At 59.7% G+C, this 26,268-nt stretch carries 17 protein-coding genes; 7 read left to right on the top strand and 10 right to left on the bottom strand.

Annotated elements, in window-relative coordinates; translation table 11 throughout:
• Positions 1–111: 111 nt before the first annotated feature.
• A complete protein-coding gene (locus tag HMPREF2749_RS06610; RefSeq protein ID WP_070593826.1) occupies positions 112–1,830 on the bottom strand; it encodes a S8 family peptidase in 1,719 nt (572 codons plus the stop codon).
• A 732-nt stretch (positions 1,831–2,562) separates the two neighbouring features.
• On the opposite strand from HMPREF2749_RS06610, the gene HMPREF2749_RS06605 reads away from it, so the two are divergent.
• Complete coding sequence (locus HMPREF2749_RS06605; protein WP_070593825.1) at positions 2,563–4,494, top strand: S8 family peptidase; 1,932 nt, start codon at positions 2,563–2,565, stop codon at positions 4,492–4,494.
• Between the two features lie 104 nt (positions 4,495–4,598).
• Here HMPREF2749_RS06605 and HMPREF2749_RS06600 read toward each other — a convergent pair whose 3' ends face one another.
• From HMPREF2749_RS06600 to HMPREF2749_RS06580, 5 genes are all read right to left on the bottom strand, one after another.
• Positions 4,599–6,551, bottom strand: a complete 1,953-nt coding sequence (locus tag HMPREF2749_RS06600; protein WP_070593823.1) for a S8 family peptidase — start codon at positions 6,549–6,551, stop codon at positions 4,599–4,601.
• Between the two features lie 641 nt (positions 6,552–7,192).
• Positions 7,193–8,338 (bottom strand): phosphoribosylformylglycinamidine cyclo-ligase, encoded by a 1,146-nt coding sequence (gene purM, locus HMPREF2749_RS06595; protein WP_005504604.1) that lies wholly within the window; start codon positions 8,336–8,338, stop codon positions 7,193–7,195.
• Positions 8,338–10,089 carry an amidophosphoribosyltransferase gene (purF, locus tag HMPREF2749_RS06590; RefSeq protein ID WP_049351968.1) on the bottom strand — a complete coding sequence of 584 codons (1,752 nt, stop codon included), beginning with the start codon at positions 10,087–10,089 and terminating at the stop codon, positions 8,338–8,340. Before purF ends, purM begins: the two co-directional genes overlap by 1 nt.
• 240 nt (positions 10,090–10,329) lie before the next feature.
• The gene (locus HMPREF2749_RS06585) at positions 10,330–10,782 is read right to left on the bottom strand and encodes a sterol carrier family protein (RefSeq protein ID WP_065423878.1); all 453 of its coding nucleotides are present in this window, start codon (positions 10,780–10,782) and stop codon (positions 10,330–10,332) included.
• A 2-nt stretch (positions 10,783–10,784) separates the two neighbouring features.
• Complete coding sequence (locus HMPREF2749_RS06580) at positions 10,785–11,912, bottom strand: asparaginase (protein WP_070593822.1); 1,128 nt, start codon at positions 11,910–11,912, stop codon at positions 10,785–10,787.
• Positions 11,913–12,464: 552 nt separating this feature from the next.
• On the opposite strand from HMPREF2749_RS06580, the gene HMPREF2749_RS09420 reads away from it, so the two are divergent.
• The 3 genes from HMPREF2749_RS09420 to HMPREF2749_RS06565 all read left to right on the top strand — a co-directional run bounded on the left by HMPREF2749_RS09420 (position 12,465) and on the right by HMPREF2749_RS06565 (position 15,429).
• The gene (locus HMPREF2749_RS09420) at positions 12,465–12,800 is read left to right on the top strand and encodes a hypothetical protein (RefSeq protein WP_070593821.1); all 336 of its coding nucleotides are present in this window, start codon (positions 12,465–12,467) and stop codon (positions 12,798–12,800) included.
• A gap of 151 nt (positions 12,801–12,951) precedes the next feature.
• Positions 12,952–14,235, top strand: coding sequence for a phosphoribosylamine--glycine ligase (gene purD, locus HMPREF2749_RS06570; RefSeq protein WP_049340963.1), 1,284 nt, complete (start codon positions 12,952–12,954; stop codon positions 14,233–14,235).
• 267 nt (positions 14,236–14,502) lie between these two features.
• A complete protein-coding gene (locus HMPREF2749_RS06565) occupies positions 14,503–15,429 on the top strand; it encodes a phosphoribosylaminoimidazolesuccinocarboxamide synthase (RefSeq protein WP_070593819.1) in 927 nt (308 codons plus the stop codon).
• A gap of 119 nt (positions 15,430–15,548) precedes the next feature.
• On the opposite strand, the gene HMPREF2749_RS06560 is transcribed toward HMPREF2749_RS06565, so the two are convergent.
• Positions 15,549–16,397, bottom strand: coding sequence for a FadR/GntR family transcriptional regulator (locus HMPREF2749_RS06560; protein WP_070593818.1), 849 nt, complete (start codon positions 16,395–16,397; stop codon positions 15,549–15,551).
• 234 nt (positions 16,398–16,631) lie between these two features.
• Positions 16,632–18,305, bottom strand: coding sequence for an L-lactate permease (locus HMPREF2749_RS06555; RefSeq protein WP_070593816.1), 1,674 nt, complete (start codon positions 18,303–18,305; stop codon positions 16,632–16,634).
• An 843-nt stretch (positions 18,306–19,148) separates the two neighbouring features.
• On the opposite strand from HMPREF2749_RS06555, the gene HMPREF2749_RS06550 reads away from it, so the two are divergent.
• Genes HMPREF2749_RS06550 through HMPREF2749_RS06540 form a run of 3 tightly spaced genes read left to right on the top strand, consistent with a single transcriptional unit; the run spans position 19,149 to position 22,232 of the window.
• The gene (locus HMPREF2749_RS06550; protein ID WP_005504630.1) at positions 19,149–19,943 is read left to right on the top strand and encodes a (Fe-S)-binding protein; all 795 of its coding nucleotides are present in this window, start codon (positions 19,149–19,151) and stop codon (positions 19,941–19,943) included.
• 16 nt (positions 19,944–19,959) lie between these two features.
• Positions 19,960–21,588 carry a lactate utilization protein B gene (locus HMPREF2749_RS06545; RefSeq protein ID WP_070593815.1) on the top strand — a complete coding sequence of 543 codons (1,629 nt, stop codon included), beginning with the start codon at positions 19,960–19,962 and terminating at the stop codon, positions 21,586–21,588.
• Positions 21,588–22,232 carry a LutC/YkgG family protein gene (locus HMPREF2749_RS06540; protein WP_049338337.1) on the top strand — a complete coding sequence of 215 codons (645 nt, stop codon included), beginning with the start codon at positions 21,588–21,590 and terminating at the stop codon, positions 22,230–22,232. Before HMPREF2749_RS06545 ends, HMPREF2749_RS06540 begins: the two co-directional genes overlap by 1 nt.
• A gap of 216 nt (positions 22,233–22,448) precedes the next feature.
• On the opposite strand, the gene HMPREF2749_RS06535 is transcribed toward HMPREF2749_RS06540, so the two are convergent.
• Entirely contained in the window at positions 22,449–24,008 is a 1,560-nt protein-coding gene (locus tag HMPREF2749_RS06535; RefSeq protein WP_005504634.1) for a molybdopterin-dependent oxidoreductase, read from the bottom strand.
• Positions 24,009–24,617: 609 nt separating this feature from the next.
• Positions 24,618–26,201: a cation:proton antiporter gene (locus HMPREF2749_RS06530; protein ID WP_049349832.1), complete on the bottom strand. Its 1,584-nt coding sequence runs from the start codon at positions 26,199–26,201 to the stop codon at positions 24,618–24,620.
• Between the last annotated feature and the right edge of the window lie 67 nt (positions 26,202–26,268).

Below are 26,268 nucleotides of genomic sequence, written 5' to 3'. Positions count from 1 at the left end.
TTTGTTGTCCAAGAAACGGGAGGCAGTTCAAAAACTCAACGGGGGCTTTTTGTATGTGGCATCCTTCAGAAGCCTATTGGCTCACCGGCTTCCGAGCTGGCAACATGCCGATTACTGACCGGGAATCAGGCCGTGGGGAGTAATCAGGAACGGCGGGTTGTGGTTAACAGCCGGGTTAGTCACGTAACCAACACGAGCCGCACGGGTCGGGTGCTTGGGTGCACGCTTCGGCCAGGGCTTTGCCTGCGGGTTCGGGTCCTTCTTGCCCTGCACCATAGCCAGTGCGCTCGCGGCGTTCACAATGCCGGAACCGCAACCGTTCACATCGCAGGTGAGCGGCTTGGAGCTCTGCTTCAGAATCTGCTTTGCACGCTCAGCGTTCAGCGAGGGATCCACGGACTTCATCAGAGCAATCACGCCAGCAACCTGGGGTGCTGCCATGGAGGTGCCGTCGTACTCGGTGTAGCCTGCGCCGGTGGACACGGTGGTACCCAGATCCACGGTGGACATGATGTTGCTGCCGGGAGCGCTCACATCAACAATCTTGCCGTAGTTGGAGAAGTCGCTACGCTTACCGTTCTGGTCGGTAGCGCCCACCACGATCGAACCGCCGCAGTTAGCCGGAGCGACCTTGGAAGTGTCCTGACCATCGTTACCAGCAGCGACAACGAGAATCGCGCCGCGCTTGTTCACTTCAGCAATAGCCTTGGAGTAGGTTGCGGGGCAGGTGCCTTCGCCGCCGAGGGAGAGGTTAATGATCTTGGCGGGGTTGGAGTTCGCAGGAACGCCTTCAACGGTGCCGCCGGCTGCCCAAACCATTGCATCCGCAATGTCGGAGTCGTAGCCGCCGCACATGCCCAGGGCACGCACGGGCAGGATCTTGGTGGAGGGTGCCACGCCGACGATACCGCGCTTATTGTTCATAATCGCCGCGATGGAGCCGGCAACGTGGGTGCCGTGCCAGTTCGACTCGCTTGCCTCTGCATCAGCACCGCAGACGCCCGCTTCTTCCCAGTTGCCCTGGTCGGTCGGGTCGGAGTCGCGGCCGTTGCCGTCACGAGCAATGGAGGGCTCGGTGATGAAGTCGTAGCCGGGCAGGACGTTAGCGTCCAGGTCGGGGTGCTTGACGATGCCGGAGTCAATCACAGCAACGGTCACGCCGGCACCCTGGGTGGTCTTCCACGCTTCGGGGGTAGCCAGACCCTTGGTGCCGTGCAGGTTCCACTGCTGCGGGTAGAGGGTGTCGTTCGGCGCCACAACCTGGTTCGACGCCTGGGCAGCCTGGGCTACCTGAGCGACCTTGGAGTTTGCGGCGGTACGGGTGCGTGCGTTGGAGCGGCGCAGCAGGTCGGGCTCAACCGACGCAACGGAGGGGTTAGAGCTCAGCGCTGCCATGTACTTCTCTGCCTGCTCTGCGGTGAGCTTGGAGGAGAGAGTCACCACGGTTGCCTTCTGGGCGGTGGTGCGTACGTAGTTGGTCTTGATTTTGAAGAGGTCATCGACGCTCTTCACCTCGGAGGTGAGGCCCTGGTAGAGGCCGTCGTTCCAGGTGGCGACCTGGGTGCCTGCGGGGCTTGCCCAGTTGATGCCGCCGGCGTTCAGCGCGCTGTCGGTGTAGGTGATGACGAAGCGGTTGAAGCCTGCCTTCTGCTGTGCGGAGCTGAGGGAGGAAATGGTGGTGTGCGCCTTGGCGCGCTCGGCGCTGTTGGCCTGTGCGGGTGCCGCGAAGGATGCGGGGGCGCCCAGGGTCGTGACGAGTGCTGCGGCGGTACCCAGGCTCAGAGCGGTGCGTGCGACACCGCGCGCTGAGGGGTGAGTGGTAAAAGACATCGGGGTCCTTTGCGTATGTGAGTGCCGGAAGCGGCAAGTGGGTTGGTCATCCACTCACATAAATGCACCTTTGAGAAAATATTTGCATTCTTTTGCATATTTGCTTGTGAGGAGCGAATAGAAAAAGAAAATGCACATCACTGCATTGATGTGTATTTTTCTCTAAACCCCCGTGCGGGAGTTCATCGGAAGTAGTTTATGTGGTGAGATATCGCTATCCTAGCACCTTTTTCTATGTTTGGCGGGGCTAAAACTCGATAGTGTGGCGTAAATAATGAGATTTTTCTTTCATGTAAATGCAGATAAAGAAATGCCTAGTCGGAATATTCTCGCGACTTAAAGTAGTGATTTAAGTTTTACTCATCTATGCATAAAATGACCTGCATCACAAAGGTTATTTTATTCATAAAGTAACTGAAAAAGGGTGCTAGAGTATCTCACGGTGCGTACCCGTGCACGCACATTGTGGAGCTACCCTCAACAGCCCCACAAGCAACAACGCAGACACCACGCACCACAGCGCCATGCATCAACCACCCCGCACAACGACATCTGCCCACAGAGACATCTGCCCGGCAGATACGTGCGATGAAAACACCGCACAGCGCTAACATCTCACTCTTCCGTATTCACTCGTACCGAGTACACACACCTCACTCTGCGCCCTCAACGCGAGTCGGCAACGTTACGCCGCATCGTGCGCACTCGGTACCACTCACCTCAAGGATGTCCATGCTTCGCATTGCTCGCCCCTCACAGGCGCGCAGCCCCCAGCGTTCCCTGCTGAGCTTCGTCACCGCAACCTGCCTGCTTTCGGCAAGTGTTATCCCCGCCGTGGCAGTACCCACCGCGCAGGCTAACCAGGCCAAGGCATCTGCGGCGGCACAGGCTTCTACCGCCGCCCAGATTTCCAATAATGCGCAGGTCACCCAGTCCGCGCCCGTGGCATACAACCGCTTCATCATCACCTACACCGATGAGGCGAAGAACGCCGCCTCCACCGATGCCACCGCAGATCAGATTGACTGGTCCGCGGCCGCCGGCACCCAGCAGGCAACCTGGAACGACGCACTCTACGCGGGCATCACCTCCGAGGTGCAGAGCATTGACGAGCTGCTGAACATTAAGACCAGCTACGTCCGCTCCACCGCGCTGGATGCCAGCGTGGTCACCACCTCCGCGGAGCTCACCCCCGCTCAGGCCCAGCAGTACATGGACGCCCTGAGCGCGAACTCCAAGGTCGCCTCCGTGTCGCCAGATATGCGCCGCTACGCCACCGTGGATAACACCTCGGAGACCGTCAAGATCAACGACCCGAAGATGAACCGCATGTGGTCCCTCACCGGTGAGAAGGGCATCTCCGCCCTGGAGGCGTGGGGCACCACCCGCGGCAAGGGCGTGACCGTGGCGGTGCTTGACTCCGGCATTACCGCCCACCCGGACCTGGACGCTAACGTGCTGCCCGGCTACGACTTCATTGCCGAGTCCGCGTTCTCCAATGACGGCAACGGCCGCGACTCCGACCCGACCGACGCCGGCAACTGGACCGTAGACAACCAGTGCTTCACCGGTTCGAAGGCGACCGCCTCCGACTGGCACGGCACCCACGTGGCGGGCACCATTGCCGCTATTGCGAACAATAACGAGGGCATTGCCGGTGTGGCACCCGAGGCGAAGATCGTGCCCGTGCGCGTTCTGGGCGCCTGCGGTGGCTTCGACTCAGACATCACCGACGGCATTATTTGGGCTGCCGGTGGTAGCGTGCGCGGCGTTCCTGCGAACCACCATCCTGCCCAGGTCATTAACATGTCCATCGGCAGCGAGGGCACCTGCACCACCCCGTACCGCCAGGCGATTGCTCAGGCGAATAAGCGCGGCTCCATCGTGGTCGTCGCAGCGGGTAACAACAACTTTGATGCCTCGAAGTCCAGCCCCGGCAACTGCGAGGACGTCATCAACGTGGGCGCAACCGATAAGAACGGCAAGCGCTCCTACTTCTCCAATTACGGCTCCCGCGTGGACGTGAGCGCGCCCGGCGGCGACCGCCGCTACTGGGGTGGCGGTATCCTCTCCACTCTGAACGCCGGCAAGACCGCTCCCGGTAAGGCTGACTACGCCGAGTACCAGGGCACTTCGATGGCGGCACCGCATGTTGCCGGTATTGTGGCGCTCATGAAGGCGGTCGACCCGAAGCTGACCTACGCGCAGGCGAAGAAGGTTCTGCAGTCCACCTCTCAGAGCGTTGAGTGCGACCAGTCCGCGTGCGGTTCCGGCATTGTGAATGCGGCGCGTGCGGTTCAGCAGATCCGCTCCGACCGTGAGGCTGCTGATGCCGCCGCGGCTGAGGCGGCACGCAAGAAGGCTGAGGAGGAGGCCGCACGTAAGAAGGCGGCTGAAGAGGCGGCACGCAAGAAGGCTGAAGAGGACGCTAAGCGTCAGCAGGCCCCTGCACCGAAGGTGACCCCGGCTCCGAAGGCCAGGACCCGCCCGTCCCGCCCGGTGACTCGCCCCTCCTACCCGTCGCGTCCGCGTCACGGCCACACCCCGCGTTACCGCTCCTGGTACGGTGGTGCATCTGCGAACACCTACCCGAGCAGTACTTACCCGAACAATGGCTACCTGAACAATGGTTACTTGGGCTTCGCGACCGGTAATCACCGCTAGTCAAAACTGATTTTAGATACGAAAAGCCCCCGATGAGTTCTCTCATCGGGGGCTTTTACTATGCGCTGTCGACTGGGCCTGGTGCGAAGCCGGTAGCGGATAGCTTATTGTTCATTGACCTCGCGGGGCTTCTGCGCGGGGTTGGTGACCAGCGGTTCGTCCTGGGTGATGGGTTCGGCGTCACCGTTCAGGTCGTAGACCTGGGCATCTTCGGGGATTTCCATGGCGGGCGCGCCGGGAATCTGGTCGTAGTCACCGGTGAGGCTCCCGCCGTTGGCTCCTGCCGTGAGAGCTTCTGCGGTTGCTTCGGCTGCCTCGTCGGTGGCGGCCCTGTCTGCAATCTTGGTGTTGGACGCTCCGGCGCTCAGGCCCTTAGAAATAATCTTGCGCGGTCGCAGGTAGGTCACCCTACCGTTCGCGTCCAGGTTTCCAGCCTTTTTAGCCAGGTTGAAGCTGTTGATAATACCTCGGCTGCAGAAATACTTATCGCACTTGATGCGGTTTCCCCCCGCGAGGGTGAACGCCTCCTCGACCTGCTTAGTGGTCATGGAGGTGCCGTTGACCAGCTGCTGCGCCAGCAGAGCGGAGACGTGCGGTGCCGACATGGAGGTGCCGCTCTCATAGTCGTAGCTGAACTTAGTGTTATCAGGGCGGTCGAGGCTGTTCATGGACAGGGTGAGGATGTTTTCACCCGGTGCCGAGATGTTAACCCTCGTGCCGTAGTTCGAGAATGATGCTCGCGTGCCAGCCTTGGTGGTTGCACCAACCGTGATGACGCCCATGCAGTTGGCGGGCGCGTACTTGGACGCCTCCGTGTTGCCGTTACCTGCCGCAGCGACCACGATTGCGCCCTTGGAGCGTGCAATGTTGATGGCGCGCTGGTAAGCGGCGGGGCACGTGGTTACGGTGCCGATGGACATATTGATGATCTTGGCGGGGTAGGCGTTGTCCGGTACTCCGTCAACGTGTCCGCCGGCAGCCCAGATGATGGCGTCGGCAATGTCTGAGGTGCGGCCACCGCATCGGCCCAGTACGCGCACAGGCTGCACGCGGGCGAGGTCGGCAACGCCGACGATGCCCATGCGGTTATTGCCTCGGGCACCGATAATGCCGGCAACGCTGGTGCCGTGCCAGGTGGAGGTGTGGGCGTTCGCCTGGTCCTTGCAGAGGTTGTAGGGCGCGTAGTCGCCTTCATCCCTGGGGTTGGGGTCGCGGCCGTCGCCGTCGCGGGCGCTGAGCGGGTCGCTGACGAAATCGTAGCCGTTCGCCATGCCGGTGACCAGGTCGGGGTGCGGCACATAGCCGGTGTCGAGTACGGCGACCTTCACGTATGCGCCGCGGCGCAGGCGTGCGTTACCGGTGTTCTGAACGCCGGTGGTGGGGTTGGTGAGGTTCCACTGCTTGCTGTACTGCGGGTCGTTGAACTGGAAGGTGATGTCGCCCTCTGCGGCGGGGTAGTTGATGTAGTCGGGCTCGACGGAGGCTACGTCCGGGTCGGAGGCGACCTTCGCCATGAACTCCTTCGCCTCGTTTTTGTTGAGGGTTTTGGAGGTCTGGATGACGGCGTCATCGGTGGAGGTGTTGTGCAGGAACTTGGTGTCGACGTTCAGTGCTTCGCTGACGACGTCGACGGTGTCCATGATGTCGTCAACGATGCCGCGGACTGCGTCCCACTCGCCGTCGCGCAGCATTTTGCGCTGCTTGGCTTCGTCGGTGTAGGTGACGATGAATCGGTCGAAGTTCTGCTGGGGAAGCGTGCCGGGGGCTGCCGCGGTGGGGGTGGTGGGGCGTGCTACGCCGTTGCGTGTGAGGGTGAGGGGGCTGACGGGCCCTTCAATCTGGGGCGCTGCCTGAGCTGCTGCCAGGATGGCTTCGTCGCTGGGTGCCTGCGCGAGGACGGCGGGTAGGTCGCCTCCGAAGAGGAGCGCACCTGCGGCGAGCAGGCTCAGGGCTGCGTGTGCGGGGTGCTTGCGGCGGCGGTTATCGGTGCGGCAGTTATCGGGGTAGCGGCGAGGAGGTGTTTCGGTGCGCTGCGCGCCGAAGTATGGAAGCCTCATCTGGTTCTCCTGATGTAGGTGGTATGCGGACTGTGTGATGTGTACTGGTGTTTCCGTCTGTAGGTGCGCGAGGTGCGTATAGGGTTTTTACGGGGCAGTAAAAGAGGCCTTTTTGGGCGCGCTGAAGTAATGAATGGGGTGAGGGAATAGCGTTTCTTTGACCCTTTTTGCGTACCGGAAGAACTCTTTTTGGACGGTGTGCAACGTACATTTCTAAGGTATCACTTCAAGGTGAACTTGAGGGATTTTTGAGGTGCTTTTCACGGGTTAATGTACAGAAAATCAACCTCTGGAGGCTGAATAGCACCCAATGAATGAGAGTTTATATAAGTAAAGCTTGAGGGTTGGAATATGCGAGGCAGGATATGCGGTACCTCTTGCTGATAGGGGAGAAAAATAAATGTTTTAACACTATGGTGTAAGCACTAGAATGCATTAAAAATGCAATTGATAGCAAAAAATAAAAATAGCCCAAAATACGCGTGAAAATAAATAAAAAGCTGGCATCAAACACACGGGACAACGCGCACCGCCGGTAGACACACACAGACCGGGGCGGCCACCGCATGGGTGACCGCCCCGGTCTATAGAATCATCAGCACCAGCAAGCTGGCGCTCGCTACCTACTGGAGAAAGCGTCCTTAGGAAGCGTAGGAGCCCAGCAGGCGAACCGCTCCGCCGTCCACGCCCTTAGCTCCCTGAACGTAATCGGGGTTGTTAGCCTCGGGCTCGCCGGCGGCAACAACGTCACCCATAATCCAGGAGGGGATGCCGCGGTCGTTCAGGCGCTTGGTAGCGGCCTCAGCCACGGAGGGATCAACGATAGCAATCATGCCCACGCCCAGGTTCAGGGTGCGCTCCAGATCGGCCAGGGGCACGTTGCCCAGCGAACCGATCAGGGAGAAGATTGCAGGAATCTGCCAGGTGGAGCGGTCCACGCGACCCTCCAGGCCCTGGGGCAGAACGCGAGCCAGGTTAGCAGCCAGGCCGCCGCCGGTCACGTGGGAGAAGCCGCGTACACCGCTGCCGGTGGTTCCGTCTTCGCCGTTGACGGGGAATGCTGCCGCCAGGTCCAGGCAGTCTGCAGCGTACACGCGGGTGGGTTCGAGCAGCTCTTCACCGATGGTGCGGCCCAGCTCGTCCACCTGACGCTCCAGACCCCAGCCGGCAACGTTCAGGACCTTGCGGACCAGGGAGTAGCCGTTGGAGTGAATACCGGAGGATGCCATAGCAATCAGCACGTCGCCCTCACGTACGCGCTCGGGACCGAGCAGCTCGTCAGCCTCGACCAGACCGGTTGCTGCGCCCGCAACGTCGTACTCGTCTTCTGCGAGCAGGCCGGGGTGCTCAGCGGTTTCGCCGCCAACCAGGGCGGTACCAGCCTGTGCACATGCGCCAGCGATACCGCGCACAATGTCAGCGATACGTTCGGGAACGACCTTGCCAGTGGCAATGTAGTCGGTCATGAACAGCGGCTTCGCACCGCAGACCACGATGTCGTCCACGACCATGCCGACCAGGTCGTAACCGATGGTGTCGTGAATATCGAGTGCCTGCGCGATAGCGACCTTGGTACCCACACCGTCGGTGGAGGTAGCCAGGTAGGGCTTGCGGTACTTGACGAGCTCGGAGACGTCGTACAGGCCCGCGAAGCCGCCCACGCCACCAACGACGGAGGAGTTGTGGGTCGCCTTGATAGCGCCCTTCATCAGCTCAACGGCGCGATCGCCAGCCTCTACGTCAACACCTGCGCTCGCGTAGGTTACGGTGGTGGTGTTCTCGCTCATTAGGATTCCTTCGGGGTAGCGGTAGCGGAGGAGTTTGCGGGGATGCGGTCCTGCTCGGTGAGCAATGCCTCGAGGTCGGCGTCGGGGCCGGGGTTGCACATGCCCATACCGGCGTCGTCTGCGGCAACCTGTACTGCGGAGAGATCGAACTTCGTTTCGAGAGTTTCGGTGCCTTCGCGGGTCTCAATGGAGACGGCCTCAGCATGCTCAGGCTTGGAGGGGACGGGGCGCTCCACGGTCACCTCAGCTGCCTTACCGGCGAGGGGTCCGCCCTTGCCCTTCTCCGAGGAGTCGAAGAGGGACTTGCCGCGTCGTTCCTCGCTCGGCAACTCAATCGGGTATTTGCCGGTGAAGCATGCGGTGCACATGTTTTCGGCGGGCTGCTCGGTGGCTGCCATCATGCCGTCCTGAGAGATGAAGCCGAGCGAATCGGCACCCAGGGAGGACGCGATTTCGTCCACGGACAGACCGTTCGCAATCAGCTCCGCACGGGAGGCGAAGTCAATACCGTAGAAGCAAGGCCACTTCACGGGCGGGGAGGAGATGCGCACGTGCACTTCCTTCGCGCCAGCTTCGCGGAGCATACGCACGAGCGCGCGCTGGGTGTTACCGCGAACGATGGAGTCGTCAATAACGACGAGGCGCTTGCCAGCAACCACGGACTTGAGCGGGTTCAGCTTCAGACGGATACCGAGCTGGCGGATAGTCTGCGAGGGCTGAATGAAGGTTCGGCCCACGTAGGCGTTCTTGACCAGGCCGTTACCGTAGGGAATGCCGGACTCTTCGGCGTAACCAATAGCAGCCGGAACACCGGATTCGGGAGTGGGCATGACCAGGTCAGCTTCAACAGCGTGTTCGCGGGCAAGCTGACGGCCCATTTCTACGCGGGATTCGTAGACGCTACGGCCGGAGATGGTGGTGTCCGGGCGAGCGAGGTAAACGTACTCGAAGACGCAACCGGCGGGCTTAGCTTTTGCGAAACGCTGGGAACGCAGACCGTTCTCATCAATGGTGATGAGCTCGCCGGGCTCCACTTCACGCACGAAGGACGCACCGACAATATCAAGTGCCGCGGTTTCGGATGCGACAACCCAGCCACGCTCCAGACGACCGAGCACGAGGGGGCGTACACCCTGCGGGTCGCGTGCAGCGTAGAGGGTGTGCTCATCCATGAAGGTGAGGCAGAAAGCACCGCGAAGGGTCGGCAATAGGTCGAGTGCTGCTTCTTCGAGGGAGTCGAAGTCGTGCTCCGCCAGCAGGGCGGTGACGAGTGCGGTGTCGGTGGTGTTGCCCTGGGCGAGTTCGCCGTGCTTGGGGGGCTTGCCGCCGTTCTTTTCAATCAGACGCTCGTAGAGGTCTGCCGAGTTGGTGAGGTTACCGTTGTGCGCCAGGCAGAGCGTACCGTGCGGGGTGGTACCGAGAGTCGGCTGTGCGTTAGCCCAGTGGGATGCGCCGGTGGTGGAGTATCGGGCGTGGCCGATAGCGTGGTCGCCGGGCATGGAACTGAGGGTGGCTTCGTCAAAGACCTGGGAGACCAGTCCCATATCTTTGTACACGTGGATGCGTTTGCCGTTACTGGTTGCGATACCTGCTGATTCCTGGCCGCGGTGCTGGAGCGCGTACAGGCCGTAGTAGGTTAGCTTTGCCACGTCCTCGCCGGGAGCCCAGACACCGAAGACGCCGCAGGCGTCCTTGGGGCCGTGGTCAATTGGATCGAGGTCGTGAGTGAGTTTTCCGTCGGGGCGAATCAATTCACTTCTTTTCGACGATGGGACTGCGGATGCGTCTGTGCAAGCGCAAGATTAGGGCGTGTTGCCGCACTCACACCTGCCTGTGTGTGCCGTAGCATACACCAGACCTTTAAAAGTGTACCGGGTTTCGGAGCCGATGCGGTGAAAGATGCGCTAAATACCTCAGGATGGACCACTAGAACAGGCACCAAACACGCCAAATCACGAAAACTGCGTGGACCTGTGAGCTCGTAGCGAATTCTAGAAGAGCGGCAACAAACCCGAAAGGTCACTACGCTCACCCGACGCATCCAGCGCACCGGCACTCACCGCCTGCGCCCACGAACAGGCACCCAGAACCAGCGCCGCCCACACGAGTGGACGCGCCTCCACCACGGACGGCGGGGTACCGCGCGTATGGCGAGGACCCGCCACGCACTGGGTCACGCCCAGCGGGGGTACGCGCACCTCCACACTATTGCCGGGGGCGAGGGTTGCCAGCTCCTCCAGGGTGAAGCGCACAAAGGTAGCGCGCACCGGGCGGGGGAGCGCGGCAAACGCCTGCTCCACCTCGGGGCTGTTCAGCAGGTACTCGCCTCGGGCATGCGAATCTGCAAGTTCACCGGCTGCCGCACGCTGCGCCTCAAAGAAGGCACGCACTTCGCGTACCGCCGCCATGCCCGCTTCTTCGCTAGTCTTACGTCGAATCGCCACAACTAGTTCCCTTCCTGGGTACCGAGAGTCAGATTCTCGCGAGTGAAGAGCTCCTCATGTACGCGCAGCTCACCCACCACAACAGGCTTGCCGTCCACGTAACCGCCGGTCACCGGGCGAACCACCAGCGCGAGTAGGCGCTCGCATTCCTCGGCGCTCAGGTAGCCGCCAGCAACAAGAGCACGCAGAGCCACGACGTACATGGCGCGGTGCGAACCGTCGCTCATCTTCACCACCACGGACGCGCCCGAACGCAGACCAATGCAGAGCACACCCTCCGCGCCGCCCTTGACGATTGCGTCCAGTTCTTCGCTGAGCACGGTGTCGGGGGAGCCGGGCGCCTGAATCAGTTCGGGGTAATCCACCATGGCGGTCGCGACCGTGGAGGCGCGCGCATCCGCCCCGAGGTTGCGGATTGCCGAGCCGAGGGTCGAGTAGGCGCGTGCGGCACCGGCCAGGGAGACGGCGTGCACGGGTGCGCCGCAACCGTCAACGCCGATGGCGACTACCGGCTCGCCGGTGAACGCCTCAATTTCTTCGGTGATGACCTGCTGCAGCGGGTGTGCGGGGTCGAGGTAGTTGTGCAGGGTCCAGTTCTGCGAGCCCTCTTCAAGGTCGCCGCGCTCAAGCTTGGCGGTGCACGCCCACAGGAATGCGGCGTGCTTGCCGGAGCAGGGGTGCGCCAGGGCAGTAGCGGCGAGGTTCGCCTGAGTCATTGCCTGGCGTGCCTGCTTATCGGCAGGGAGCGTGGGCTTGAGCGCCAGGTTTGCCGGGGTGAGCGGGTTGGTTTCGGTGCTGCCCTGGGTGAGCACGTCCTGTACGGCGCGCATCTGCTCGAAGGTGCCGCGGTGCGAACCGCAGGCGATGGCGACCTGGGAACCGCGCAGGGGTGCGCCCGCCTTCATAGATCCGATGGCTTGCAACGGCTTAGCGGCGGAGCGCAGGTAGAAGGGCTCGTGAATATCACCGAGGGCAAGCTGTACATCGCCGTCGGGGTTGAGCAGGATGAGGCGGCCGCGGTGTCGTGCCTCAATGAGGTTGTTGCGGGTGAGTTGCGCGAGTTCTACGTCGAAGGCGCTACTGGGGTTGGTGGTGTGAGTGGTTGCCTGTGGGGTGGTGCTGTTGGTCATTCTTCTAGTTTAAACGGGGCGTATTGCATCGCCCTATTTGTGCGGTGAAAGGTAGCTGAAAACGGGACTTTATATGCGCCTGATAAGGAATGTGAGGAAGCGTATATCCCTCAAAAGGTTGATTCTATGAGTAACTCATTTTTATAATGGTAGGGTGCTCATCGCGCAGAACACCTTCAAGGTGGCGTTGAGGCAAGCATCGTGAGCGAGGTACAGCCCGCACGATTCCCTCACTACAGGTAGCCTCCGCATCAACCCTGCACACCGCATAGGACCGACCGACGTATAGACGTCACCGCCCAACATATATGGCGAAGACCAAGGCAGCGGCATATGAGCTTTTTCTCCACTTACCCACCCCTAAACGGTACGCTGAGCTTTAGCGCGCCCGTTTACCTCCCCTCACTCTAAACATCACCTTTAAGGTAAATATGACGGTACGAAGCCATTGGGTTTAGAACTCGGGGTTTACAGGGATTTTTGCACCGTCACTTTCAGCCACTTTTCTAGGTGGCTCATACGGCGCACACAATTACGTAAAGGAGTACATCCATGGCAGAGCAGCACAACACCTCTACCTCCGCACAGAACTCTTCCCCCAAGGGCGGTTTGAGCGCAGAATCTGAATTCCACGCAAAGTTCTTCCCCATCCTGGCCCGTGTTGCTTCTGTGACGGCAGTGCTCATGTACGTGTTCTACTTCCCGCAGATTATCGGTAACCTGAGCGGTCACAAGGGCGACTGGATTCAGCCTCTGGTCGCGGCTATCAACTGCACCCTGTGGGTTCTGTACGGTCTGTGGCGCCCCAAGAAGGACGTCCCGATCATCATCGCGAACGCTCCCGGTATTGTCTTCGGTGGCCTGGCTGCTATTACCGCCCTCATCTAAGGCTTTAGCTTGATTCGGTAGCTTCAACTGCCGAGCTGTGCGGCTCTTCTCCCAGCGCGCATTCTTACGAATGTGCCGCTACATGAGAAGAGCCGCATTTTTAGTGTGCTCAGCTCACATTTTTGAGAGGGTACCGGGTACCCTAAATACTATGAAGGTTTTGGTACTGGGCCCCGGTGGCCGTGAACACGCTATTATCCGTGCGCTTCTGCGCGACCCTGAGGTGACCGAGGTGCACAGCGCCCCCGGCAACGCCGGCATTGCCCAGGATGTTCCCGTCCACGCAATTGACGCAAATGATCCCGCTCAGGCAACCGCCCTGGCACGCGAACTGAACGCCGACCTGGTCGTTATTGGCCCGGAGGCGCCCCTGGTCGCCGGTGTTTCTGACGCGCTGCGTGAGGCGGGTTTTGATGTTTTCGGCCCCTCCGCAGCTGCTGCACAGCTGGAGGGTTCTAAGGCTTTCGCTAAGCAGGTCATGGAAGAGGCTTCCGTGCCGACTGCCCGCGCTTACGTGGCAACGAACGCCGCTGAGGCGCAGGCGGCACTGGACGAGTTCGGTGCACCCTATGTGGTGAAGGACGACGGCCTGGCAGCAGGTAAGGGCGTTGTGGTGACCGAGGACCGCACCGCAGCACTGGAGCACGCTCAGGCTTGCTTCAACGCTGGCGGTACCGTGGTCATCGAAGAGTTCCTGGACGGCCCCGAGGTGTCCCTCTTCGTCATTTCTGACGGTAAGAACGTTCTGCCGCTGTCCCCGGCTCAGGACTTCAAGCGCATTTTTGACAACGATGAGGGCCCGAATACCGGCGGTATGGGCGCCTACACCCCGCTTCCCTGGCTGCCCGAGGGCTTCGTGCAGGAGGTCGTGGAGAAGGTTGCCCGCCCGACCGTGGCTCGTATGGCTGAGCGCGGCACCCCGTTCGTGGGTGTGCTCTTCTGCGGCCTGGCTGTGACCAGCCGCGGCGTGCGCGTTATCGAGTTCAACGCCCGCTTTGGCGACCCGGAAACCCAGGCGGTTCTGGCGCGTCTGCGCACCCCGCTGGGTCAGCTGCTGCGTGCGGCTGCTCGCGGTGAAATTTCTGAGGGTACCGAGCTGGATTGGGATCCCCGCACCGCAGTGGACGTGGTTATGGCTGCTGAGAACTACCCTGACACTCCCCGCAAGGGTGATGTTATCTCCGGTCTGGATGAGGCGAATGCTCTGGAGGGCGTGCACGTGATTCACGCGGGCACCGTGGTTTCCGGCGAGGAAATCCACACCGCCGGCGGCCGCGTGCTGGCCGTCGTGGCGCTCGGTGAGAACCTGGGCGCCGCCCGCGACGCCGCCTACGAGGGCGTTCGCGCTATCTCCTGGGCTGGCGCGCAGTACCGCACCGACATCGCGCTGAAGGCTGTGGAGAACCGCATCCACATTCCCGCCCCGCGCGGCTAAAACCTAAGGTGACCGGCTTCCCCGCTTGAGGGTGGGGGAGCCGGTCGCTTCTTTGCCACTCGCTTCTTTATTCCTTGCCGCCTCAGCTTTTCCCGGGTTCATTTCCTCGGCTCGGGGTGCTGTCGGCGGCGACCGGGGTAGGTTGGGCTCTCAAGATTGTGCCGTATTGATGGCTGATGGCACTATCGGTAGCCGCGCCTGTCGCGGTATTGTAATTACACAGACTTTTTGCATCCACATCACACCACCTCATCAGGAGAAATTCTCATGACTTCTCATTCTAACCCCGTGGAAATCCCGGGCTGGACTCACATTTATTCCGGCAAGGTCCGCGACCTGTACGTTCCGAATGAGGAACGTTTTGATGCTACCGGCTTGACCGTCAATGATGACGCTGAGCTGCGTGCCGGTTCGGTTATGGTTGTTGCCTCGGACCGTATTAGCGCGTTTGACCGTATTCTGCCCACCGAGATTCCGGATAAGGGCAAGATTCTGACTCAGATGTCCCTGTGGTGGTTTGAGCAGCTTAAGCAGGTTCCGAACCACGTGCTGTCCACTGACGTTCCGGATGTTGTGGCTGGTCGCGCGATGATTTGCCGCTCCCTGAACATGTTCCCGGTGGAATGCATTGTGCGCGGTTACCTGACCGGTTCGGGTTTGGCTGTGTACAACGAGACTGGTGAGATTGCTGGCGTGAAGTTGCCTGCGGGTCTGGTGGATGGTTCCCGCCTGGAGACCCCGATTTTCACTCCGACCGGTAAGGCTGAGGTGGGTGAGCATGATGAGCTGGTGACCCGTGAGGAGCTGTACGCTGAGGTTGGTCAGCCGGTGGGTGAGCGCCTGGAGGAGCTGAGCCTGAGCCTGTACACCACTGCGGAGAAGATTGCTCGTGAGCAGGGCATTATTCTGGCGGATACCAAAATGGAGTTCGGTACTGATTCGTACCGCGGCGAGATCACTCTGGGTGATGAGGTTCTGACCCCGGATTCTTCGCGTTTCTGGGATGCCCAGCAGTACGAGCCGGGTCACGCTCAGCCGAGCTTCGATAAGCAGTATGTGCGTGACTGGCTGCGTTCCCCGGAGGCGGGTTGGGACGGTTCGGATAACGTGCCGCACCTGCCTGAGGAGGTTGTGGAGAAGACTCGTGCCCGTTACGTTGAGGCGTATGAGCGTCTGACCGGCACGAAGTTCTAAACTCTATATTTCGGGCTGAAGTAAGTCTTTGAGATAGCTAAAGGGCGGTGCCCCGGAAGGTCATTCTTCCGGGGCACCGCCCTTTAGCTATGTGGGGTTATGAGGTTGAGTGGCACATCCTAGCCGGCGTGAATGTTCTCGTGGCACAAATCTTCGTGCAGAATATCCCGCGCCGGATGCTGCCGCGCCCGCTCTTCCGCAGCACGGTCAGACAGCGAATAAAACCACGTAATGTGCTCGCACACCCGCTCATAGGCTGCCTGCTCATCGTGAGAGGCAATCGCCTCAATAATGCCGTAATGCTGCTGCTGCAACGTGCGCTTGACCGCATCCCAATCCTTTAGGAAAGGAACCGCCTCCTGCACATAACTCATCGTCGCCATGTGCAGAGAGTCAATCACCGTATCAAGCACAATATTGCCGCCGAGCTTCGAGAGCTCATAGTGAAAACGCGTATCGCAGAAATGGAAGCGCTCATCGCTGATCTGCTCATCCATCTCCGCCAGATGCACGCGCGCCCGCTCCAGTGCCGCCGTACGCTCCGGGGTGTCCGGTGCCGCGGCTGCCGCACGTGCCGCAGGGCCCTCCAACAGCAGGCGGGTTGAGACAACGTCCTTCACCGGCAGGCTACGGGTCGCAATGTGCATGCGCAGCGCCCAGCTGAGCGCATCCGACGGCTCAGAAATGATAATCGCGCCCGACTTCGGCCCCGAACCGGTACTGGAACGAATCAGACCCAGCGCGTTCAGAACGCGCAGGCCCTCACGCACCGAAGGGCGGGAAATACCGTGCCGCGCCGCCAGCTCACGCTCGGAGGGGAGCTTATCGCCCACACGCAGCTCACCCAGGCGCAGGCGCCGCTCAAAGTTCTCCAGGATGATGCTGTAGCTGCGGTCCGCCAGAATCGGCTGGCGGTCAACCGCAGGGGGCGCCTCAGCAGGCTGGGTATCGTCATAAGAACGAGGCATAATCTCTCCTGATAACGAGGCGGATAACGAAAAGAAATACTCTGCGCCTGAGATATCTCAGAGCTAATTCAGAGATATTTCGGGCTATTCGTTGAGTGGTCAGGACATAAAAAGCGGGGCGGCGGAACCGAGAAGGTTCGCCGCCCCGCCGTGGCCTCCGGAAAATACCGGGGCGAATGTCCTATGGTCCTTGAGGTTTTCACCTCAAGAACTTTCTAAGGGGTGAGCCTCAGATTAGGGAATCATGAAGGACAGCACGTTGGTCTGCAGGAAGACCAGGACGCAGACGAACAGGAGCATAGCGAAGGACCAGGGGAGGACAGCCTTGAGGATGTCGGATTCCTTGCCTTCCATGTCCACGGAGGTAGCAGCAATAGCCAGCGACTGCGGGGAGATCATCTTACCGACCACACCACCGGTGGTGTTAGCAGCCAGCATGAGCTCGGGGGTTGCTCCGTGGATACCTGCGTGCTGCAGGTTCTCAGCGGCAGACACCTGCAGCTTGGAGAACAGTGCGTTGGCGCTGGTGTCCGAACCGGTCACAGCGGTACCGATCCAGCCCAGAGCCGGTGCGAGGAACGCGTAGACGGTGCCCAGGCCTGCCAGGAAGGTACCCATGGCAATGGTCTGACCGGAGAAGTTCATGACGTATGCCAGTGCCAGAACCGAAGCAATGGTCAGGATGGACCAACGCATGCGGTAGACAACGGAACCGAACTCGGTGAAGATTGCCGGGAACTTGAAGGCGTAGCGGCCCTTCTCGTTGAAGAAGAAGTAGACGACAGCAACAACCAGACCGGAGATGATCAGCAGGGTGCCGGGGTTGGACATCCACGCGAAGTTGTAGACAGCGTCCTTGACGGGCTTGCCGTCAGCGGTGACGAGGCGGGAGCTCAGAGCCTGGATATCAATCTTGATGACGAAGCTCTTCAGCCATGCCTTCAGGCCAGCGTGCAGGTTAGCAACACCGAAGATTGCAACGACGATGACGTAGGGCAGCAGTGCCATCCAGACGCGAACGGCGGGCAGAGCTTCCTTCTCTTCAGCCTGTGCGGGCAGACCGTAGCGTTCACGAACGCCTGCGACGCCGCGCGGCTTCCAGAACTGCAGGAAGACAACAGCAACACCCATGGAGACGATGCAAGCAACAACGTCGGTCAGGTTGTATGCGGGGGTAGCAGCGGTGACCCACTGTGCAATTGCGAAGGAGACACCGATGACCAGTGCGGGCAGCCATGCGTCCTTCAGACCCTTCATACCGTCAAGGATGACGAGCAGGATGAGCGGAACGAGCATTGCCAGGAACGGAGCCTGGTGACCAACGATGGTTGCGATAACGTGTGCGTCCTTGCCGCCAACGTCAGCTGCGGTGGTAATCGGGACAGCAACTGCGCCGAATGCCACGGGTGCGGTGTTAGCGATCAGAACGGTGACAGCAGCCTTAAGGGGCTTAACGCCCAGGGAGAGAATCATGGTTGCGGTAATTGCAACGGGAGCGCCGAAGCCAGCCAGTGCCTCGAGCAGACCGCCGAAGCAGAATGCGATGAGGATAGCCTGGATGCGCAGGTCGCCGCCGCCGAGGCGGTCGAAGACGCGGCGCAGGTCTTCAAAGCGGCCGGAGAGAACGGTGAGCTGGTAGAACCAGATTGCACCGAGGATAACCCAGCAGATGACCAGGCCGTAGATGCCACCGCGGACGGCGCTCAGACCGGCGAGGTCAGCGGGCATGTGGAAGCCCAGCGCTGCTACGAGGATAGATGCTGCCAGTGCCACGAGTGCGGACCAGTGGGCGCGTGCCTTAACGCCCAGTAGCATCACAAAGAAGGTGAGGAGGGGAATGGTTGCCACGAGCGCGCTGAGGCCGAGGCTACCTCCCACTGCATTGGTTACAGCGGTATAAGTTTCCACTGGAACTCCTTTGGTTCAGGGTGTGTTTTGTGTGTGGTCAGACCATAGATAATTCTGTGGGGAACGAGTCATTGTTCCCTGCATGGGGATGTGGTCAGACCATTGATCGCATGTTTAGAAGAGTACCGGATAATGTGGTGTTTCACCAAAAGTGACCTGACTCATTTTTGTGGAAGGCGACCGGAACCTGGGCTCGCTTCCAGTGAAACTGCCGAAATATTGCGGTTCTGATAGTTAATTCCAGGTTCTGAAACTCGAATATTTTCAGATACATCACGAGTTGGGTGTATGGGTCATTGGTTTACCCAGGGGAGAGTCTTCATTTGGACGCATATACCCGAAAAGAATGTTGTTTTAAAAAGGAAAAGCCCCATAAAACAACCATAAAATCTTCAGAACGGCGGATTTCTAGGGGGTTTATGGTCCACTTCTGTGTGTTTGATAAATGTTCAATCTGCGAAAAGAATATAGGGGTCTTACGGGGGGTGCATGGGAGATGAGGTCACATGTACCGGAAGGTAGGGAAATATACCTTAAGGTCAGGTCGACCTAACCGGTTATTTAACAAGGAAAGTATGTGCTATTCCAACTAGAGAAAAGCCGTCCAACGGTGTTAAATGGCTAGAAAGATAAAAGACATCACCACGGTTTCTGATCCCACCGCATCCCACCTCCACTTGGGGCGCGCACATTAGCCGGAACCATCCGGCCCAGCTTCCCCGACTCAATACATCTGAGTCGCTTCTTTGGAAGACCGAACTTGTTCGGACTGTGCCCCGCCTGCCCCAGACGCAGGCGGTGAGACCGAGAAACTCTGAACACAGAGGAAAGGACGGACAAGTCATGCGCATTGCACTCTTCTCCACGTGCATCGTTGACGGCATGTACCCCCGCGTAGCACGCGCCACCGTCGAAATTCTTGAGCGCCTGGGCCACGAGGTTGTCTTCCCCCCGAACCAGACCTGCTGCTCTCAGATGCACGTCAACTCGGGCTACTTCGATGACGGTTACGAAGTCATCAAGAACCACGTTGAAGCTTTCGACTCCTGGGACTGGGACGTAGCTGTTGCACCCTCCGGCTCCTGCGTTGCTTCCCTGCGTCACCAGCAGGCAATGGTCGCACGTAGCCGCGGCGACGAAGCGCTGGCTCTGAAGGCAGAGCAGATTGCTTCCCGCACCTTCGAGCTTTCCCAGCTGCTAATCGACATCCTGGGCATCACCAACGCTGCCGAGCAGCTCGGCTCCTACTTCCCCGAGCACGTCACCTACCACAGCTCCTGCCACGGTATGCGTATGCTCGGCCTGGGCACCCGCCAGCAGGACCTGGTCCGCACCGTCGAAGGCATCAAGTACACCCAGCTCGAGGGCATGGACCAGTGCTGCGGCTTCGGTGGTACCTTCTCCTTCAAGAACGCTGACGTCTCCGGCGCAATGGTCAACGACAAGGCAGACAACGTTGAAGCAACCGGTGCTTCCGTCTGCACCGGCGGCGACTGCTCCTGCCTGATGAACATCGGCGGTGCGCTGATGCGTCGCGGCTCGGACGTTCAGACCATCCACTTCGCTGAGATCCTCGCATCCACCAAGGAAAACCCGCTCAAGATTAACTCCGAGCGCGTCGAGCTCTCGATCGGCTAAGGAAAGATAAGACCTCATGACCGCTATTCAGCTTGGTATGCCCAAGGTCGTTCACTACGGCGAGGGCAACATTTTCGAAGAAACCCCCTTCCCCAAGTACGCGAAGGAAGAGCTCAAGAACGAGCAGCTACGCGCCAACCTGCGCTTCGTGACCCACGCGATCCGTAACAAGCGCGCACGCGTCACCGCAGAGGTGCCCGACTGGCAGGACCTGCGTAACACCGGTGAGTCCGTCAAGAACTACGTTCTGGCGAACCTGCCCGAGCTGCTCGAACAGTTCGAGCGTAACTTCACTGCCGCAGGCGGCCACGTGCACTGGGCACGCAACGCCACCGAGGCGAACCAGATTGCTCTGGACCTGATTCGCGAGCAGGGCGTGGACGAAATCATCAAGATTAAGTCCATGGCAACCGCAGAGACCGGCCTGAACGAATTCCTCGAGGAAAATGGCATCAACGCTATTGAGACCGACCTCGCGGAAGAAATCGTCCAGCTCGGCCACGACCGCCCCTCCCACATTCTGGTGCCCGCAATTCACCGCAACCGCCGCGAAATCCGCGACATCTTCCTGCGCGAAATTGAGGGTATTAACCCGGACATCACCGATGAGCCGGCAGAACTGGCAGAGGCATCGCGTAACCGTCTGCGTAACAAGTTCCTGAACACCACCGTGGCAGTCTCCGGCACCAACTTCGGTATTGCCGAGACCGGTACCCTGACCATCGTGGAGTCCGAGGGTAACGGCCGTATGTGCCTGACCCTGCCCGACACCCTCATTACCTTCATGGGTATTGAGAAGATTCTGCCCACCTTCCAGGACTACGAGGCATTCCTGCAGCTGCTGCCCCGCTCCTCCACCGGTGAGCGCATGAACCCCTACACCTCCATGTGGACCGGTGTGACCCCCGGTGACGGCCCGCAGAACATGCACGTCATCCTCATCGACAACGGCCGTACCGCCGTTCTGTCCGACGAGCTGGGCCGCCAGGCACTGCGTTGCATCCGCTGCTCCGCTTGCATGAACGTGTGCCCCGTATACGAGCGCGCAGGCGGTCACGCCTACGGCTCCACCTACCCGGGCCCCATCGGCGCGATTCTGTCCCCGCAGCTCTCCGGTATCGAGGCTGCAGAGAACAACTCCCTGCCGTACGCATCCTCCCTCTGTGGCGCATGCTACGAGGTCTGCCCCGTGAAGATTAACTTCCCCGAGGTCCTCGTGCACCTGCGCGCTAAGGACGTCGAGTCCAAGCACGCTATCCGCGAGTTCGAGGGCAACAAGAAGGCTCCCTTCTCGCAGATGGACGGCATGATGCTCGGTGCGAAGAAGCTCTTCACCTCCGGCAAGATGATGTCGATTGCAGAACGTGGTCTGCCCATGTCCCGCCTCATTAGCGGCCGCAAGCACAAGATCACCGCTGTTCCCGGTATCGTCGGCGGCTGGACCGCATACCGCGACATCCCCGAGCCCCCCAAGGAATCCTTCCGCAACTGGTGGAAGAAGGAGAAGGGTCAGGCTCCGGCACGCGATAACGCACAGCGCGTTGACATTCAGGCCCTCATCGAGGCTAACAAGGGTAAGGCAGCTGAAGCGGCTGCAAACGCTAAGGCTGCTCAGGAAGCCCGTGAAGCTAAGGAGAACAACTAATGTCCTCTGCTAAGGAAGATATCCTCGCACGTATCCGCTCGTCCCTGGCTGACGCACCCGTCGCCCCCGAGCCCGTACGTAACTACCGCCGCGTCAGCGAGCTGACCGAAGAGCAGACCATTGAGATGCTCGTCGACCGCCTCATTGACTACAAGGCAAACGTGTTCCACGCGAACAAGGAGAACATCTCCGAGGTCATCGCAGAGCGCCTGGGTGAAAAGTCCACCTACGTGGTTCCCGAGGGCCTGAACATGGAGTGGCTGCCGGCTGACACCGCTGACCGCAAGCGCGTTACCGACTCCGGTAGCACCCTCAAGCCCGGCTGCCTGTCCCTGAAGGAACTGGACGCAGTTGACGCTGTGGTGACCGGTTCGACCGTCTCCTGTGCAGAGACCGGCACGATCTTCTTGAACACCAACCCCGATGAGGGTCGCCGCGCCATCACCCTGGTGCCCGACCACCACATCTGCGTGGTGCCCCGTTCCACCGTGGTGGAGCTGGTTCCCGAGTCGATCGAGCGTATCACCTACACCCGCCCCGTGACTATGATTTCCGGTCCGTCTGCAACCAGTGATATCGAGCTGATCCGCGTGGAGGGCGTGCACGGCCCCCGTACCCTGGACGTCATCATCTACGATGCCTAAGGTAAAGCGCCAGAAGGCAAACCTCTAAAGAAACCGCCCGAGAGCTAAGGCTCCCGGGCGGTTTCTTTATGCCCTCTCGGCTTCTGCATCTTTCAGAGCAGTAGAGAGCGGCGGAGAAGATAAGCGAACGGTGGCGGGCCCATGTTTCCCGCCACCGTTCTGTGCTTTATAGGGTGGTGTATCGACGGTTAGCGTTGTAGCGCCCTGTGAGGGTGCTTAGGCGCGTGCGTCGAAGTGCTGCAGACCGGAGTCCTCACGGCTACCGCCTTGGCCATCGCCAACATCGTGGTAGTCCTTGATCCACTCGATCTTCTGAACCCACTTGACCATCTTGTAGCCGTGCATGGAGTCCGCACGCAGACGGAGCGGGCCGCCGTACACATCGGGCAGGGGCTTGTCGTTCATGCCCCACGCCAGGATGGTCTCATCTTCCATCGCCATGGAGATGTCCAGGCACTCGTAGTAAGGTTCGGTCGGGCGGCCGTCGTAGGTGTGGCCCACGTGGCCGAAGGAGGTCACCATAACGTAGCGAGCCTCGTCGGTCTTCTCGACCAGTGCGAGAACGTCGCGCAGGCGCACGCCCTCCCACTTGGCGATGCCGGTCCAACCCTGCATGCAGGTGTGCATGGTGATGTTGACTTCCTTGCCCAGCTGCTTGAGCTCGTCAATGCTCAGGGACTTGGATTCCTTCACCAGGCCGCCCAGCTCGAGGCGGTAGTCAACGAACTCGTGCTCCTTCAGACGGTTCCACTCGGTGCTCTCACGCTCGGTCGGCGGGCGAGTGTTGACCCAGTGGAAGGGCGAAATATCGGCATCGGTGAAGGTCTTCTTCTGCACCTGACGGGAGGTGATACGGTCCAGCAGGACGTTACGAATCGGCTGGGTCAGACCCCAAATGAAGGTCTGGGTGAATCGCAGGTCGCGCAGGGACCAGTACGAAGCAAAGATCCACAGAGCGACGGCAAAGACAATACCGCCAATGAGCATGGTGACTGCCTGAGCGAACTGTGCTGCGTCCACCTCGTTATAGGGCTTGTTCAGCATCATGTGGGCGATGTTGTACTGGGGGTGAACCACGAACACCAGAGCCACGTGAATGACGGTGAATACGCAGTAGAAGGCCATACCCAGGAAGTGGATGGAACGTGCGGTCTGGCGGTTACGGAAGAGGCGCACGTAGCCGGGGAAGCGGCCGCAGAATGCCGGGCTCATAATCGGGCCGGTTGCAATCATCAGCGGTGCCACGATAAACACCACAGTGAAGTACATGATTTGCTGCAGAGCGTCGTACGGCTGGAAGTGCTCAATCGAGGGAATCTGGAAGCCAGCGTAAATCTGGATGGATTCCCACGCCTGCGGGATGATGTCCCAGCTGGTCGGGACGATGCGGCGCCACTGACCGGTCAGGAACAGCAGGGAGACATATACCAGACCGTTAACGATCCAGATGACGGTGACCAGTGCGTGCCATGCGCGGCCCAGACCAATCTGAGCCTTACCGGGCAGAGAAATCAGGGGAGACAGGGTGCGCTGGTCATCGCGCGCAGTAAATGCGCCGGGGGTGGTAGGGACCTTGTCCTTGGTGAACTTAATCCACTCAGAACCCGGGGTGCAGTGGTTGTTCCAGTACAGGCGGGGGTGAGAGGCGAGAACTTCCCAACCTGAACGAATCAGGAAGCCCATCATAATGAAATTGATGAAGTGCGTAATTCGGAGCCAGGCCGGGAAGTCCAGCTCTACGCCACCAGTGCTCGCGGTGAGGAGTAGTTGGTGCATGATATTTCCTTCGGAAATGACTGTGTGTGCAGACAATCTTTAGGATTCAGTGCGAGGCCTTGAGATAAGAGGTTAGAAATAATTACCTTTCTGACCCATATGATCCTCCTCCGTGGTTGGGAGCCGCCGGGGGTATCGTCACGGATACTCCCGAAAGGGGCGCCTCCCGTGTGTGAGAGGGGAGGTGCTCCAGCTCCCGCTGGGGCGGAAGCGACTCTGTGTATGTATGTTGGTTTATGTGTGTTTTAGGGAAATTCCCTGTCCGCTTTCAATTTTATAGGACAAAGTGTCAGTCGTGAAAGCTAAGACACGTCATGTTCTGTAATATTTGCATAAAAAATCCGAATTTAAGGAAGATTCTCATCTTTCCGCGGTTTATAGGGTCTTTCGGGTGCAAAAAACCCACCGCAGCCTCAAGAGGGGATGCGGTGGGTTTTGATCCTATATGTGGGATGCATGTTGGTTTGCAGGGCTTTAACTGCCTGGTATTGTGTGGTTTTATAAATTCAATCCCACATAAGGTTGCGGTGACTGTAAGCGAGATACCCGCTCAAACCGGTTTGTAACCCGACCTTGAAAACGCCGAAGGCAACCGTACCGTAGCCGCTACTAGATCTCTGCAGAACCCGTATTTTCCGCAGAACCCTTACGCTTCTTTGCCTCAGCCCGAGAGGCTGCTCGGGACGCAACACTAGAACCAGCGGAAGTGTCCGTAGCCTCGGCAGAGCCGGGCTGAGCATCGGCCGGGGATTCAGAATCGGGCTGGGACTCAGAATCGGGCTGGGTCTCGGAATCAGCCTGCGACTTCAGCTGAACCACCGGAATCATGCCCGTGGCAAGCTTCGCCTGCGCATTACGCTGAGCCTTCAACGCATTCATCTGCTCCTTACGGCTCGGCTCCTGCTGAGCCGGCTGACCAGAACCAAACGCCTGACGAATACCCAACGCCCACAGCGGGAACAGTAGAACCGTCAGCGCGCCACCGGCAACCAGCAACGATGCCGTGGACTCCTCCAGAAGACCCGAACTGGTCGCAACCTCCGTCACCGCCACAATAATCGGCAGACCCGCAGCTGAATACAACGCCAACTGCGCCTTCTGTGCGCGAGTAGTCAACCCCGAACGGGTATCGAAGAAATGCTCCGCCAAAAGCACCGGAACACCACGGCACAGCAGAATACCCACCACCACGGCAAGCAGACCCAAAGGCTTAGCCACCACGGCAGAGACATCAATACCCATACCGCTGACCACAAAGAACAACGGAATCATGAACGTAAAACCAACCACCTCAAGGCGGCGAGTCATCATATGCAAAGCCGCCGGAGGGGTCAGAGTACGCAGAATCAGGCCCGCCGCGAACGCGCCCAGCACCGCATCCAAATCGAAGAGTGCGGTGCACATGATCAGGGTCGCCAGCAGGAACATCGCAAGACGCAGAACCGTCTGACCGGTAGTGTTCGCCTCCGCAGCCATAATCTGACGCAGACCCGGCACATGCGCAAACAGACGGTGAGGAATCAGCGCCACAATCACCGCAACCACCATAAACGCCAGCAGCACCACAAACGCCATACCCGGCGAACGCGAAGACAGCAGCAACGAAATAGCGAAAATCGGCAGAAGCTCACCCACAGCGCCGTGCACCAGCACCGCATTACCCACCGGCGTGCCAGCGGCACCGTGAGACTTCAACATCGGCAGCAGCGTACCCAACGCCGTGGAACTCAGCGCCACACCCACCGCAACATACGTATTCAGCTCACGCGAGAACGACGTAATCACCGCCGCACCCGCCATACCCAAGGCAAAACACACAAACCACGTGGCAATAGCGCTATAACCCTGGCGGCTACGCAGCGAGGACACGTTAATCTCAAAGCCCGCAATCAAAAAGAGCATGCCCAGACCAAGCTCCTTCAGCAGCGGGATGCCGCCCTCACTGCTGGCAAGATTGAACATATTCGGGCCAATGAGCAGACCAAAAATGAGCAGGAAGACCACATCCGGAATCTTCTTACCCGTCACGCGGGAAAGAATCGGGGAAAGCAACGCAACCAACGTAATCCAGAAAATGGACACAAACTGGCCGCTATCGTGGCTCGACCCTTCCGAGAGGGTCGTACCCGAGGCAAGAAGAGCACCAGACGCCCCCAAATCCGTCAAGAAAAGCGGGGAAAAAGTCGAAAACATAAAACCTCAACGTGGTGTGTGCAGGTGGGGCGCGTTTGGGACAGTAAAAGGAGCGAAATCATGCTCC

The organism is Rothia sp. HMSC075F09, from assembly GCF_001810515.1.
Classification (GTDB): Bacteria; Actinomycetota; Actinomycetes; order Actinomycetales; family Micrococcaceae; genus Rothia.
Note: the sequence above shows the minus strand (reverse complement) of the source record. Positions and strands in the feature narration are given on the sequence as shown.

Bases quoted from the DNA above. Each gene is read 5' to 3' on its own strand.
- purM (WP_005504604.1), bottom strand. From the start codon at position 8,338: ATGAGCGAGAACACCACCACCGTAACCTACGCGAGCGCAGGTGTTGAC.
- HMPREF2749_RS06610 (WP_070593826.1), bottom strand. From the start codon at position 1,830: ATGTCTTTTACCACTCACCCCTCAGCGCGCGGTGTCGCACGCACCGCT.
- HMPREF2749_RS06600 (WP_070593823.1), bottom strand. From the start codon at position 6,551: ATGAGGCTTCCATACTTCGGCGCGCAGCGCACCGAAACACCTCCTCGC.
- HMPREF2749_RS06530 (WP_049349832.1), bottom strand. From the start codon at position 26,201: ATGTTTTCGACTTTTTCCCCGCTTTTCTTGACGGATTTGGGGGCGTCT.
- HMPREF2749_RS06550 (WP_005504630.1), top strand. From the start codon at position 19,149: ATGCGCATTGCACTCTTCTCCACGTGCATCGTTGACGGCATGTACCCC.
- HMPREF2749_RS06580 (WP_070593822.1), bottom strand. From the start codon at position 11,912: ATGACCAACAGCACCACCCCACAGGCAACCACTCACACCACCAACCCC.
- HMPREF2749_RS06540 (WP_049338337.1), top strand. From the start codon at position 21,588: ATGTCCTCTGCTAAGGAAGATATCCTCGCACGTATCCGCTCGTCCCTG.
- HMPREF2749_RS09420 (WP_070593821.1), top strand. From the start codon at position 12,465: ATGGCAGAGCAGCACAACACCTCTACCTCCGCACAGAACTCTTCCCCC.
- HMPREF2749_RS06545 (WP_070593815.1), top strand. From the start codon at position 19,960: ATGACCGCTATTCAGCTTGGTATGCCCAAGGTCGTTCACTACGGCGAG.
- HMPREF2749_RS06535 (WP_005504634.1), bottom strand. From the start codon at position 24,008: ATGCACCAACTACTCCTCACCGCGAGCACTGGTGGCGTAGAGCTGGAC.
- HMPREF2749_RS06565 (WP_070593819.1), top strand. From the start codon at position 14,503: ATGACTTCTCATTCTAACCCCGTGGAAATCCCGGGCTGGACTCACATT.
- HMPREF2749_RS06605 (WP_070593825.1), top strand. From the start codon at position 2,563: ATGCTTCGCATTGCTCGCCCCTCACAGGCGCGCAGCCCCCAGCGTTCC.
- HMPREF2749_RS06560 (WP_070593818.1), bottom strand. From the start codon at position 16,397: ATGCCTCGTTCTTATGACGATACCCAGCCTGCTGAGGCGCCCCCTGCG.
- purD (WP_049340963.1), top strand. From the start codon at position 12,952: ATGAAGGTTTTGGTACTGGGCCCCGGTGGCCGTGAACACGCTATTATC.